A 12,422-nucleotide genomic window follows, 5' to 3' on the forward strand; every position below is an offset into this window, starting at 1 on the left:
TAGCCGAATTCGCCGAAATCAACTGCTTAACGACATCCGGGCACTATCATTGAAGAGATAACGTTATCCGTTTAGCCAGAGGCCGCCATGATTCGACTGATTATCTTATTGCTGGGCGCGCAGGCGCTGCACGGCCAGCGCCGCCTGCTGGTGCTGTTCGGTTGGCTGTGGATAGCCGCAGGGGCGCTGATGCTGTTCGACATACTGCAGGATGGCCGGTCGGTGCTGGCGCTGGATGCGCTGGCGGTCATCCTGGCGCTGGAGGGGCTGGTGGCGGTATCCGCCGCGCTGGTGATCGGCTCTTCGGCCAGCAGGCCGGTGCTGCTGAAGGGGCTGGGCTTCGTGTTTATGGCTTTTTTAACGTTGGACGTGCCCGCAGACGATAACATCGTCGCCACCGTGGTGTTTGGCAGCGCGCTGCTGCTTGACGGCGCCGTGCGCATCGCCTCCTCCACGGTGATTCAGCACAATCGATGGAAAGCCGTAGCGCTGGCGGGCGGCGGCGAGATCCTGCTTTCGTTGATGATTTTTGTCGGCTGGCCGGCGCCGCATCGGATGACGGTGCCCTTTTGCCTCGGCGTGATGATGGTGCTTTCCGGCTGGGCTTTATTGCGTATCGCCCGCAGACTGACAAACTTCTCTCTGAATCAGCACCCCGCGCGGCAGCCACCGCACCCGGAGGATGAGACTGCGCCGCTCACGGTGTATGTCTGGACACCGATTGGCGCGGCTAAAGATCCGCGCCGGCGTTACATCGTCGACCGATACATCGCGGCGGTCGACGGCGGCGGCAATATCTCCACCGGTCACGCCGCCCTGGCGCTCGCGCCGGATGTGTATATCAGCCACTACCCACTCAACGACATCAGCCATTCCGTTCAGGATTTCCGTCAGTTGCTGCACGCCGGCGAACAGAACAACGTCGACGGACGTTTCCTGCCCGACCTGGCGGGCGAGATCGCCGCCTGGTGCCCACCGGACAAGAAAATTCAATTCTACCGCTATAACCCGGCGGCGCTGCGCGCATTCTGGCTGCGTTATCGGCAGGACGCCACCTACAATCTGACCCGGCGCAACTGCTCCACCACGGTCATCGGCGCGCTCGACAGCGCGTTGGAAGGCGTGCTGGGCGATAAACATCTGTGGCGCCGTTTTCTGCTGCTGGTGCTGGATCCCAACCTGTGGATGCTGGCGGTACTGCGCAGCCGCGGAGAAAGCATGACCTGGACGCCGGGGTTGGTGCTGGATTATGCGCGCATGTTGCAACAGGTCACCGAGCGTCAACACCAGCGCTGGTGGCTAAAATTGCGCGAGGTGTGGAATATCCTGCGTTTTGGCAAAAGCCACACGCGCAGGCAAAGGTTTTAGTCTCGTCACCGGCGATGATAAAGTGTCGGGCACATTCACCCGCGCCGGCAGGAGTTAACCGCTAATGGCTTATTCGCAACGCATTGAAACCGCAATTTTTGATATGGACGGCTTGTTGATCGACTCGGAACCGCTGTGGCTGCAGGCCGAGCTGGATATCTTCGGCGCGCTGGGCTTGGATCTGTCCGACCGTCACAAGCTGCCGGACACGCTGGGGCTGCGCATCGATCTGGTGGTGAAAATGTGGTACCAGGCGATGCCGTGGCAAGGGGTTACGCTTGAAGAGGTGTCGGCGCGGATTATCGAGCGCGCCATCGAGCTGGTGCACGAGACGCGCCCGCTGCTGCCTGGCGTCCGGCAGGCGCTGGAGCTGTGCCGCAGCCAGGGACTGAACATCGGTCTCGCCTCCGCCTCGCCGCTGCACATGCAACGGCAGGTGCTGAAGATGTTCGATCTTGAAGGCTACTTCGATCAATTGGTTTCCGCCGAATACCTGCCGTACAGCAAACCGCATCCGGAGGTCTACCTGATCGCCGCCGAACGCCTGGGCAGCGATCCGCTGCGCTGCATCACGCTGGAAGACTCCTTTAACGGCATGATCGCCACCAAGGCCGCGCGCATGCGTTCCATCGTGATCCCGGCCGCCGAATACCGCCACGACCCGCGCTGGGCGCTGGCGGATCACCAGTTGGAGACCCTCGAACAGCTCACCCCTGCCCACTTTGCCTGATTCTGCGGCGCCGGGCACCGGCGCCCTGCGGCATAAAAGGGATCCGAACCGCAAAATAAACGAAACACCGTTTCATTTTATTGAATTGGCGTGACGTTCTCATTATGCTGCATGGCAGGGAAAGCGACGGCCCGCAGCGCGTTGTCACTGCCACGCAGCGCGCTTCAAGGCCGCCGCTTCCTCCCGCCGCACACCGTAAAACCGCGCTCGTTGCTTTCCGTTTCACTCCCCCATTGCCCGCTTTTTGTTCTCGACCGTCAAAATCGATGATTTGTTACCCATTGCCGTAACAAGCCGTTGTAAAACAGGGGAAAATAAACAATTGGTTACAGGGTAACTGCTTCCACTACTGGGAATTTTCCCATATACTGGATAAATTAACAGTTTACCAGCCGGAATCGCAACAGCATGACCGCGGAAGGACACCTTATATTCTCTGTCGCTTGCGCGATCTTCGCCAAGAAGGCGGAAGTGACGCCAGAGCTGGCTACCGGCGACTGGTGGCACATCATACCCGCCGCGCTGCTGACCTCGCTGCTGCCGGACATCGATCACCCCAAGTCGGTGCTGGGCCAGCGCCTGCGCTGGATTGCCCTGCCCATCGCCCGCGCCTTCGGCCACCGTGGTTTCACCCACAGCCTGCTGGCGATCGCCGGCGGCATGGCGCTGTTTCAGCTTGATGTGCCGCGCAGCTGGCCGATCCCGGCCGATGCGCTGCACGCCATGATCATCGGCTACTTCAGCCATCTGTTGGCCGATATGCTCACCCCCGCCGGCGTGCCGCTGTTGTGGCCATGCCGCTGGCGTTTTCGCCTGCCGCTGCTCAACTCGCAAAAAGGCAACCAGCTGGAGCGGGTGCTGTGTCTGTGCCTGGTGGCGTTTGCCATCTGCTGGCAAGGTGATTTCACCCTGCCGGTGCAATCCTATGTCGAGCAAATCAGAAATATCAGACTCTGATCACAAAAAACCGCCTAACCCATCACCTTGAAGTATATAAAACGAACAAAAACACACAAAAAGCTATATCAAATTCCATTTGGATATAAGTAGGCCACTCAGCAAACTGTTACGATATTTACATCGCGACATACGTGATGCGTAGTCGTTTTTATAAGAAAGATTATTGGAGACATTGGGGATGAATCTTCCGCTCGTGATTAACGTGCTGATGTTTGTCGCGCTCCTTTTGCTGCTGGCGCAAACCCGCCACAAGCAATGGAGCCTGGCGAAAAAAGTGCTGGTCGGCCTGGTGGTCGGCGTGGTGTTCGGTCTGGGCCTGCAGCTGGTGTACGGCTCCGATAACCCGGTACTGAAAGAATCCATCAGCTGGTTCAACATCGTCGGTAACGGCTATGTGCAACTGCTGCAAATGATCGTCATGCCGCTGGTGTTCGCCTCGATCCTGAGCGCGGTGGCCAAGCTGCATAACGCCTCTTCGCTGGGCAAAATCAGCGTCCTCACTATCGGCACGCTGCTGTTCACCACGCTGATCTCGGCGCTGGTGGGCGTGCTGGTCACCAACCTGTTCGGCCTGACCGCCGAAGGCCTGGTGCAGGGCGCGCAGGAAAGCGCGCGCCTGACGGCGATCCAGACCAACTACGTGGGTAAACTGGCCGATCTGACGGTGCCGCAGATGGTGCTGTCGTTCATCCCGAAAAACCCGTTCGCCGATCTGACCGGCGCCAGCCCGACCTCGATCATCAGCGTGGTGATTTTCGCCACCTTCCTCGGCGTGGCGGCGCTGCAGCTGCTGAAAGACGACAAGCCGAAAGGCGAGCGCGTGCTGGTGGCTATCGACACCCTGCAGGCCTGGGTGATGAAGCTGGTGCGTCTGGTCATGAAGCTGACGCCGTACGGCGTGCTGGCGCTGATGACCAAAGTGGTCGCCGGTTCCAACATTCACGATATCGTCAAGCTCGGCAGCTTCGTGGTGGCTTCGTACATCGGCCTGGCCATCATGTTTGTGGTTCACGCTGTCCTGCTGGCCTTCACCGGCGTTAACCCGATGAAGTTCTTCCGCAAGGTGTGGCCGGTGATCACCTTCGCGTTCACCAGCCGCTCCAGCGCCGCCAGCATTCCGCTGAACGTGGAAGCGCAGACCCGTCGCCTGGGCGTGCCGGAATCCATCGCCAGCTTCTCGGCATCGTTCGGCGCCACCATCGGCCAGAACGGCTGTGCGGGCCTCTACCCGGCGATGCTGGCGGTGATGGTGGCGCCGACCGTCGGCATCAACCCGCTGGATCCGGTGTGGATCGCCACCCTGGTCGGCATCGTCACCATCAGCTCCGCCGGCGTGGCGGGCGTGGGCGGTGGCGCCACCTTCGCTGCGCTGATCGTGCTGCCGGCGATGGGCCTGCCGGTGACGCTGGTCGCGCTGCTGATCTCGGTCGAACCGCTGATCGACATGGGCCGTACCGCGCTGAACGTCAACGGTTCCATGGCGGCGGGCACCATCACCAGCCAGCTGATGAAGCAAACCGACAAAGCCGTGATGGACAGCGAAGACGAAGTCGAATTGGCGCATCGCTAACGCCGTCTCAGAACGAAAAAACCGGGGATAATCCCCGGTTTTTTTATGCCCCGCGTTCGGTCGTTACGGCCGCTCGCCGTTCGCCAACCGCCGGTTGATGTCGGCAATCGCTGCCGGCAATTGCGCCAGCGTGTCTATCACATAGTGCGCGCCCGCCGCGTACAGCTTATCGGCGGCCGCCGCGCGGCGGCGCTCTATCTCGCCTGCCGTCATCCGGCGATACTCCTGCCAGGTGGCGCCAAACTCGTTGCCGGACAGCGCCAGCCCGACGCTCCACATCCCGGCGTTCAGCCCTTCGGCAATGCCCGGCACCGCGTCATCCACCTTCACGCAATGCGCCACCGCATCGATGCCCAGCGCGATCGCGTTCTGCAACGCCATCCACGGCCCCGGTCGCCCGCCGGCTGCAAGATCGTCGGTGGCGACCCAGTAATCCGGCGCGTAGCCGCGCTGCGCGGCGGCGGGCACCAGCACTTCCATCACCGCGCGCGGATAGCCGGAGCAGGAACCGATTTTAATGCCCTGTTCGCGCAGAGCGGCGATCGCCTGCGGCACGCCCTCGATGGGATCGGCAAAGTCGATCACTTTAGCGATTTGCAGCGGCATAAACGCCTGATACAGCGCGTCAATGTCCTGATGGCTCATCGAGCGTCCCAGCTTCTGCCGCCAGCGCGCGTCGACCGCCGGCAGCTTGCCCAGCGCCTCGATGTGCTGCCATTTGCCCAGCCCCATCGGAATGCGCGCCTCCGCCAGGCTGATGTCGATATCGAAGGTTTGCTTGAACGCCTCGACGAAAATCTGCGTTGGCGCAAAGGAGCCGAAGTCCACCGTGGTGCCCGCCCAGTCGAGGATTACTGCGTTGATCTGTTTCATGGTCAATCCTTATTGATTCCAGTACATCGCCTGCCCGACGGCCGCCAGCAAACGTTCGATATCTTGCGGATAGATTTCACCGATGTTGCCGATACGGAAGCAGTCGCTCTGCGACACTTTACCGGGATAAATCACGAAGCCTTGTTGCTTGAGACGCTGATAAAACTCGGCGAAGCGGTATGTATCAGCCTTTGGCGAATAGAACGCGGTGATGATCGGCGAGTGCAGCGCATCGTCCAGCAGGGTCTCAAAACCCAGCTCGCGCATACCCGCCACCAGCCGCCGCTGATTGGCCTGATAGCGGTGGTGGCGCGCGGCAATGCCGCCCTCTTGTTCCAGCTCTTTCAGCGCCTGCGCGAAGGCCAGCACGGTGTGGGTCGGCGACGTAAAGCGCCATTTGCCGGCCTGATCCTCCATACAGCGCCACTGAGCATACAGATCCAGCGACAGCGAGCGTGAACGGCCGGCGCATTTCTCCAGCTCGCTGCGGCGGGCGATGACGAACGCGAAGCCCGGCACGCCCTGAATGCATTTGTTGGCGGAGCTGATCAGAAAATCGATGCCCAGCGCGTCCACATCCAACGGGATGCCGCCAAAGCTGCTCATGGCGTCGACGATAAAGGTCTTGCCATTGCGCGCCGCCAGACCAGCGACCTTCTGCAGCGGATTGAGCATGCCGGTGGTGGTTTCACAGTGCACCATGGCGATATGGCTGATGCGCGCATCGCTTTTCAGCACCGCCTCCATCGCCGCCACGTCCGGTTCATTCACCTCACCGCAGTCGAAAGCGTGGTGGTCGATATCCATCAGCCGCGCCATTTCGATCATCCGCGCCCCGTAGGCGCCGTTGTTGACGATCAGCAGCTTGTCGTGCGGGCCGATGACCGTGCCCAGCACGCCCTCTACCGCGAAGCTGCCGCTGCCTTGCAGCAGCACCGAGGTATAACCGGCAGACGGCGTCGCCAGCGCCACCAACCGTTGACGAATGCGCTGCACCACGCCGAGGTTGTAATCTTCATCCCAGGTGCAGCTGTCATACAGCATCGCCTCTTTCACCGTTTTCGACGTGGTCAACGGGCCGGGGGTCAACAGCAGGTAGTTACGATCGGACATGTTATTCACCTATTGGTCTATACCAGATTGCGATCATTGTGGCGGCAAATTCCTGCCCCGGTCAAACGACAAAGCGCGGTGAAACAAAAAATTCATCTGGCTATGTATAATAAGCGCGTGCCGGAATGTCGGGCCGATGCCATAGCGAGATGAAATGAAAGAACATCAGGGCGATATGCCTCACTACCTGCAGATCAAGGATCAGCTCCAGGCGCGCATTACCCGCGGCGCGCTGCAGGCCGGCGATAAGCTGCCTTCGGAGCGCGAGCTGTGCGCCATCTTCTCCACCACCCGCGTCACCATTCGCGAAAGCCTGGCGCAATTGGAAGCCACCGGCGCCATCTACCGCGCCGATCGCCGCGGCTGGTTCGTCACGCCGGAACGGCTGTGGCTGGATCCGACGCAGAACACCAACTTCCACCGTCTCTGTCAGGAGCAAGGGCGCACGCCGCGCACCGCTCTGCTGTCCGGCGAAAAAACCACTGTGCCGCTCGACGTCATGCAGCCGCTGGCGCTCGAACCGTTCGATCAGGTGTATCTGCTGCGCCGCGTGCGCTATGCCGACGGCCGCGCCATCTGCTATTGCGAGAACCACTGCCTGCCGCAGCGGGTGCCGGAACTGCTCAGTCACGATCTCAACGGCAGCCTGACCGAGGTTTATCAACAGCATTACGATTTGATTTACAGCAACATGCACCTGTCGTTCTACCCGACCGCCCTGCCTTACCGCGCCGCCAACGCGCTCGGCGCCATGGTCGGCCTGCCCGCGTTGCTGCTGCGTCGACTGAATTACGATCAGCACGGCCGCATCCTCGATTTCGATATTGAATACTGGCGCCACGACAGCCTGCGCATCGAAGTCGATACGCTCTAACCTCGATTATCACGGGGCCGGCGCCCGCCGCCCCGCCTTCCTCACCCACGCTCGATCCCCCTTTTAAGGCAAATATATTTTGCCGCTTTCATTTGTTTGTCATATTTGCCGATTAGCTTGGCCGCATATCTGGTGTATACCAGTTTCGCATTAACCCGCAACAGTGAGGCTGAAGCTATGAAATTTTCTCGTCTGGTCGTGATGACCGCCATCGCACTCGGCGCCGCGCCGGCCTGGGCCGCCGATGCGGTGGTGACCGTCTACTCCGCCGATGGTCTGCACGACGGCGATCACAGCTGGTATCAAACCCAGTTCGACGCCTTCACCCAGGCGACCGGCGTCAAGGTGCAGTACGTCGAAGGCGGCTCCGGCGCCATCGTGGAGCGCCTGTCGAAGGAGCGCAGCAACCCGCAGGCCGACGTGCTGGTGACGCTGCCGCCGTTCATCCAGCGCGCCGCCGCGGAAAAACTGCTGCAGGATTTCACCCCGCAGGATGCGGCGCAGATCGCCGACGCCCAGCCGCAGTTCGTGCCACTGGTGAACAACTACCTGAGCTTCATCTATAACGCCAAACTGCTGCCGCAGGCGCCTGCCAGCTATCAACAGCTGCTGGACGCGCAGTTCCGCAATAAGCTGCAGTACTCCACGCCGGGCCAGGCGGGTGACGGCACCGCAGTGATGCTGCAGGCGTTTCACAGCTTCGGCAGCAAAGATGCCGGTTTCGACTACCTCGGCAAGCTGCAAAGCAACAACGTCGGCCCTTCGGCCTCCACCGGCAAGCTGACCGCGCTGGTCAATAAGGGGGAGCTGCTGGTGGCCAACGGCGATCTGCAGATGAACCTGGCGCAGATGCGCAGCAACCCGAACGTCAAGGTGTTCTGGCCGGCCGGGCCGGACGGCAAACGCAGCACGCTGGTGCTGCCTTACTACATCGGCCTGGTGCAAGGCGCGCCGCAAAGCGCCAACGGCAAAAAACTGATCGATTTCCTGCTGAGCAAAGAAGCCCAGAGCAGCGTCAGCGCCATTTCCTACGGCATGCCGGTGCGTAAGGATGTCACCCCGACCGACGATAACTTCAGGCAGTCGCAGGCCGCGCTGCAGGGTGTAGAGATCTGGGCGCCGGACTGGAACCAGGTGGTGAGCAGCCTGTCCGCCGATATCTCCCGCTGGCACAAGGTGACAGAATGACGCTGACCATGCCTTCTACCCTCACTTCCCGCGCCGAGGCGCGGGATAGCAGCCGGGACATCGCCGGGCCGTCGGGCATTCAGCTCGACCGCGTCAGCGTGTCGTATCGCGGCACCGAGGTGCTGAAACCCCTGACGCTCACCATCGCCCCCGGCGAAGTGCTGGCGCTGATCGGCCCCTCCGGCTCGGGTAAAACCACCGTGCTGCGAGCGATCGCCGGCTTCGTGCAGCCCTCCGCCGGGCGTATTGCCATCGGTGACGTCGATGTCACCGACGTGCCGCCCTATGAGCGCGGCCTGGGCATGGTGGTACAGAACTACGCGCTGTTTCCGCATATGCGCGTCGAGGACAATGTGGCGTTCGGCCTGCGCGCGCAGGGCAAGCCGCGCGGCCTGACCGCCGAGCGCGTCGAAGAGGCGTTGGCCATCGTCGGCATGTCCGCCTACGCCAAGCGCTATCCCAACCAGCTCTCCGGCGGCCAGCAACAGCGGGTGGCGATCGCCCGCGCCATCGCGGTGCGCCCCAAAGTATTGCTGCTGGATGAGCCGCTGTCGGCGCTGGACGCGCAAATCCGCCACAGCATGGTGGAAGAGATCGCCCGCCTGCACCGCGAGCTGCCGGATCTGACCATCCTGTACGTCACCCACGATCAGGGCGAAGCGCTGACGCTGGCGGACAAGATTGGCATCATGCGCGACGGCCATCTCATCGCCCACGGCGAAACCCGCGCGCTGTACCATCATCCGACGAACCGCTTCGCGGCCGAGTTCCTCGGCCGCGCTAACCTGCTGCCGGCTACCGCCCTGGAAACTACCGCGCAGCAAGGCATGACCACCGTCAGCTGCGCCGGCAAAGTGATCGGCTGTTTCACTTACGGCGCACAACGCGGCTTCGACAAGCTGCTGTGCATCAGGCCACAGCACATTGCGCTCGATGCCGATGCCCAGCGCAGCAACTGCATCATCGGCACGCTGCATGATATTCATTGGCAGGGAGAGTTGACGCACCTGCAGTTCGACGCGGAAGGCCATCCGCTGCGCGTGGTCACCACTCATCGCAGCCGGATGCCGCAGATCGGCGAGCGCGTGCCGCTCTACTTCGCCCCCGACGATGCGGTACTGATCGAGGACTGACATGACCGACTCTACGCTTATTCGCCCGGCCCTGCGGCTGCGTTTGCCGCGCCGCCTGTGGATCCTGTTGCCGCTGCTGGTGCTGGCGACACTGTTTTTCTACCCGCTGGCGCTGATCGTCAAACAGGCGTTTACCGACGATCAGGGGCTATTCAGCGCCGCCGCGCTGCAACAGGTGTTCGAATCCCGCCGCTTTGTCGGCGCTCTGCTCAACACGCTGCAGATTGCGCTGCTGGCGACGCTGGGCTGCCTGGTGCTCGGCACCCTGCTGTCGCTGCTGCTGGTATTCACGCCGTTCCCCGGCAGCCGACTGATCGCCCGGGTGATCGATACCTTTATCGCCATGCCGACCTTCCTCATCACGCTGGCCTTCACCTTTATCTACGGCTCCGCCGGCCTGCTGAACGGCACGCTGATGGCGACCTTTGGTTTCACCCTGCCGCCGGTGGACTTTCTTTACTCCATCTGGGGCGTGATCCTGGCCGAAATCACCGTGTTTACGCCGCTGGTGATGCGCCCGCTGATGGCGGCGCTGGCGCAGATCGACCGCAGCCAGCTCGAGGCCGCCAGCATCCTCGGCGCCCGACCGGGGCGCGTGGTGCGCCAAGTGATTTTACCGGCCGCGCTGCCGGCCTTGCTGGCCGGCGGCAGCCTGTGCCTGCTGTTGACCACCAATGAGTTCGGCATCGTGCTGTTTATCGGCGCCAAGGGCGTCACCACGCTGCCGATGATGGTCTACGCCAAAGCGATTCTGGAGGCGGATTACGCCGTCGCCTGCACCATCGCCGTAGTGAATATCGCGCTGTCGCTCGGGCTGTTCTCCCTTTACCGCTACGCCGCGGCGCGCGCCGGGCTGAGGAACTGACGATGTTGATTTGGTCTCGCACCGGCCGCACCCTGACCTGCACGCTGGCGGTCACGCTGTTCGCCCTGTTCTTCTGCCTGCCGCTGGCGGTGATCCTGATGTCCAGCCTCAGTGAACAGTGGAACGGCGTGCTGCCGAGCGGCTTCACCCTCAACCACTTCCGCCAGGCGTTCAGCGGCGCCTCCTGGGACGCACTGGTCGCCAGTCTGGCTATCGGTTTCAGCGCCAGTCTGTTCGCGCTGCTGTGCGGCACCTGGGCGGCGCTGGCGCTGCGCCACCATCAGGGGCGCGGCCAGCGGCTGCTGGGCACGCTGTTTTTCATTCCCAGCGCGGTGCCTTCGGTCTCTATCGGTTTGGGAATGCTGGTGGCGTTCAGCCAGGGGCCGCTGCAGATGAACGGCACCTTCCTGATCGTGCCCGCCGCCCACTTCGTACTGATTTCCGCCTTTACCTTCGGCAACGTGATGGCCGGGCTGACCCGGCTGCCTGGCGACTACGAGAACGTCGCCGCCAGCCTGGGCGCGTCGCCGCTGTTCCGCCTGCGTCACGTCACCCTGCCGATGATCGCTCCCTACATGATCTCCGCCTTCGCACTCAGCCTGTCGCTGTCGATGGGGGAGCTGGGCGCGACCATGATGATCTACCCGCCGAGCTGGGCGACGCTGCCGGTCACGATCTTCAGCCTGACCGATCGCGGCAGCATCGCCAACGGCGCGACGCTGACCATGATCCTGGTGGCGGCCACGCTGTTGCTGATGCTGGTGCTGGAGCGGATTTCTCAGCGGCTGACGCCCGGCACGAAATAACAACAAGGCGCTGCCATGGCAGCGCCTCGCTCATCGAAACGACGGTCAGAACGGGTAGTCGTGATAGCCCTGCTGCTCGGAGATGCGCCGGGCGGCGACGTGCAGCAACGCCACATACTCCTCCCGCGCCGCGTCGGAAAAGCGCAGCGTCGGGAAAGAGATGCTCAGCCCGGCGATCGCCACCCCGAACCTGTCAAAGACCGGCACCGCGATGCAGCGGATCCCCGCCTCCTGCTCTTCGACATCTTCGCCGAATCCCTGCTCACGCACCCGATCCAGCACCGGCAACAGTTCGGCGGCGCTGGTCAGGGTATGCTCGGTGCTGCGGGTAAATTCAATCTGCGACAGGATCTGCGCCACCTCCTCCCGATCGCGCCAGGCCAGCAGCACTTTACCGATGGCGGTGCTGTGCAGCGGGTTGCGACGACCGATGCGCGAATACATGCGCAGGTTGTACATCGCGTCGATCTTGTGGATATAGACAATGCCGTCCTCATCCAGGGCGCCGAGGTGGATGGTTTCGCGGGTGCGGTTCGACAGTTCACGCATCTGCACGTCGGCGCTGCGGATCAGATCGACGTTCTGCAACGATTTGGCGCCCAGTTCGAACAGCTTGAGCGTCAGCGCATACTTTTCCGTCTCGCCTTCCTGCGATACGTAGCCCAACGCTTTCATGGTTTGCAGAAAACGGTAGACGGTGCTTTTGGACATCATCACCCGCTGGGACAGCTCGGTAATGCCAATCTCGCGCTCATCGCCAAGCGCCTGCAAAATGCCGAACACTTTCATCACGGATGAGACGGCATCCGGTTGCTTGTCTGAATCTGCGTTAGCCATGGTGAATGCCCTACTTAACGGTTTTGTTTCAGGAAATTTAAACAAGGGTTTCAGTATAATCGGAACAGATCGCGACGCGCAACGCACATGGGCGCTAAGCGATTG

General features: G+C 61.9%; 12 protein-coding genes. 9 read left to right on the forward strand and 3 right to left on the reverse strand.

The genetic code is table 11. The features are described 5' to 3' along the window. The first annotated feature begins 87 nt into the window (after nt 1-87). The 4 genes from ACMGF9_RS13120 (at nt 88) to ACMGF9_RS13135 (ending at nt 4,628) form a co-directional block, all read left to right on the forward strand. The gene (locus ACMGF9_RS13120; protein WP_099981813.1) at nt 88-1,368 is read left to right on the forward strand and encodes an HdeD family acid-resistance protein; all 1,281 of its coding nucleotides are present in this window, start codon (nt 88-90) and stop codon (nt 1,366-1,368) included. Nucleotides 1,369-1,432: 64 nt separating this feature from the next. After that, a complete protein-coding gene (gene hxpB / locus ACMGF9_RS13125; protein ID WP_004931455.1) occupies nt 1,433-2,098 on the forward strand; it encodes a hexitol phosphatase HxpB in 666 nt (221 codons plus the stop codon). 408 nt (nt 2,099-2,506) lie between these two features. Beyond that, nucleotides 2,507-3,055, forward strand: coding sequence for a metal-dependent hydrolase (locus tag ACMGF9_RS13130; protein ID WP_004931456.1), 549 nt, complete (start codon nt 2,507-2,509; stop codon nt 3,053-3,055). Nucleotides 3,056-3,236: 181 nt separating this feature from the next. Continuing rightward, nucleotides 3,237-4,628, forward strand: coding sequence for an L-cystine transporter (locus ACMGF9_RS13135; RefSeq protein WP_162895227.1), 1,392 nt, complete (start codon nt 3,237-3,239; stop codon nt 4,626-4,628). A 63-nt stretch (nt 4,629-4,691) separates the two neighbouring features. Here the strand turns inward: ACMGF9_RS13135 and phnX are convergent, their stop codons facing one another. Together phnX and phnW are read right to left on the reverse strand one after the other, a co-directional pair. After that, nucleotides 4,692-5,501, reverse strand: a complete 810-nt coding sequence (phnX, locus tag ACMGF9_RS13140) for a phosphonoacetaldehyde hydrolase (protein WP_021505494.1) — start codon at nt 5,499-5,501, stop codon at nt 4,692-4,694. Between the two features lie 9 nt (nt 5,502-5,510). Next, nucleotides 5,511-6,614, reverse strand: a complete 1,104-nt coding sequence (gene phnW, locus ACMGF9_RS13145) for a 2-aminoethylphosphonate--pyruvate transaminase (RefSeq protein WP_015377681.1) — start codon at nt 6,612-6,614, stop codon at nt 5,511-5,513. Between the two features lie 154 nt (nt 6,615-6,768). Here phnW and phnR point away from each other — a divergent pair, with 154 nt between their 5' ends. The 5 genes from phnR to ACMGF9_RS13170 all read left to right on the forward strand — a co-directional run bounded on the left by phnR (nt 6,769) and on the right by ACMGF9_RS13170 (nt 11,480). Beyond that, nucleotides 6,769-7,488 (forward strand): phosphonate utilization transcriptional regulator PhnR, encoded by a 720-nt coding sequence (phnR, locus tag ACMGF9_RS13150; protein WP_004931465.1) that lies wholly within the window; start codon nt 6,769-6,771, stop codon nt 7,486-7,488. 177 nt (nt 7,489-7,665) lie between these two features. After that, nucleotides 7,666-8,676, forward strand: a complete 1,011-nt coding sequence (locus ACMGF9_RS13155; protein ID WP_004931467.1) for a 2-aminoethylphosphonate ABC transporter substrate-binding protein — start codon at nt 7,666-7,668, stop codon at nt 8,674-8,676. 2 nt (nt 8,677-8,678) lie between these two features. Continuing rightward, the gene (phnT, locus tag ACMGF9_RS13160) at nt 8,679-9,809 is read left to right on the forward strand and encodes a 2-aminoethylphosphonate ABC transport system ATP-binding subunit PhnT (RefSeq protein WP_041922334.1); all 1,131 of its coding nucleotides are present in this window, start codon (nt 8,679-8,681) and stop codon (nt 9,807-9,809) included. A gap of 1 nt (nt 9,810) precedes the next feature. After that, entirely contained in the window at nt 9,811-10,674 is an 864-nt protein-coding gene (phnU, locus tag ACMGF9_RS13165) for a 2-aminoethylphosphonate ABC transporter permease subunit (protein WP_021505496.1), read from the forward strand. Between the two features lie 2 nt (nt 10,675-10,676). Continuing rightward, nucleotides 10,677-11,480 carry an ABC transporter permease gene (locus tag ACMGF9_RS13170; protein WP_118892097.1) on the forward strand — a complete coding sequence of 268 codons (804 nt, stop codon included), beginning with the start codon at nt 10,677-10,679 and terminating at the stop codon, nt 11,478-11,480. A 45-nt stretch (nt 11,481-11,525) separates the two neighbouring features. Here ACMGF9_RS13170 and kdgR read toward each other — a convergent pair whose 3' ends face one another. Next, a complete protein-coding gene (kdgR, locus tag ACMGF9_RS13175; protein WP_015377677.1) occupies nt 11,526-12,317 on the reverse strand; it encodes a DNA-binding transcriptional regulator KdgR in 792 nt (263 codons plus the stop codon). Nucleotides 12,318-12,422: the final 105 nt, after the last annotated feature.

This window comes from Serratia sp. BNK-23 (assembly GCF_047456145.1).
GTDB classification, from domain to species: domain Bacteria; phylum Pseudomonadota; class Gammaproteobacteria; order Enterobacterales; family Enterobacteriaceae; genus Serratia; species Serratia nematodiphila.

What these genes read in the sequence shown, in the direction of transcription:
- ACMGF9_RS13120 (WP_099981813.1), top strand. Translation starts at nt 88, where the DNA reads ATGATTCGACTGATTATCTTATTGCTGGGCGCGCAGGCGCTGCACGGC.
- hxpB (WP_004931455.1), top strand. Translation starts at nt 1,433, where the DNA reads ATGGCTTATTCGCAACGCATTGAAACCGCAATTTTTGATATGGACGGC.
- ACMGF9_RS13130 (WP_004931456.1), top strand. Translation starts at nt 2,507, where the DNA reads ATGACCGCGGAAGGACACCTTATATTCTCTGTCGCTTGCGCGATCTTC.
- ACMGF9_RS13135 (WP_162895227.1), top strand. Translation starts at nt 3,237, where the DNA reads ATGAATCTTCCGCTCGTGATTAACGTGCTGATGTTTGTCGCGCTCCTT.
- phnX (WP_021505494.1), bottom strand. Translation starts at nt 5,501, where the DNA reads ATGAAACAGATCAACGCAGTAATCCTCGACTGGGCGGGCACCACGGTG.
- phnW (WP_015377681.1), bottom strand. Translation starts at nt 6,614, where the DNA reads ATGTCCGATCGTAACTACCTGCTGTTGACCCCCGGCCCGTTGACCACG.
- phnR (WP_004931465.1), top strand. Translation starts at nt 6,769, where the DNA reads ATGAAAGAACATCAGGGCGATATGCCTCACTACCTGCAGATCAAGGAT.
- ACMGF9_RS13155 (WP_004931467.1), top strand. Translation starts at nt 7,666, where the DNA reads ATGAAATTTTCTCGTCTGGTCGTGATGACCGCCATCGCACTCGGCGCC.
- phnU (WP_021505496.1), top strand. Translation starts at nt 9,811, where the DNA reads ATGACCGACTCTACGCTTATTCGCCCGGCCCTGCGGCTGCGTTTGCCG.
- ACMGF9_RS13170 (WP_118892097.1), top strand. Translation starts at nt 10,677, where the DNA reads ATGTTGATTTGGTCTCGCACCGGCCGCACCCTGACCTGCACGCTGGCG.
- kdgR (WP_015377677.1), bottom strand. Translation starts at nt 12,317, where the DNA reads ATGGCTAACGCAGATTCAGACAAGCAACCGGATGCCGTCTCATCCGTG.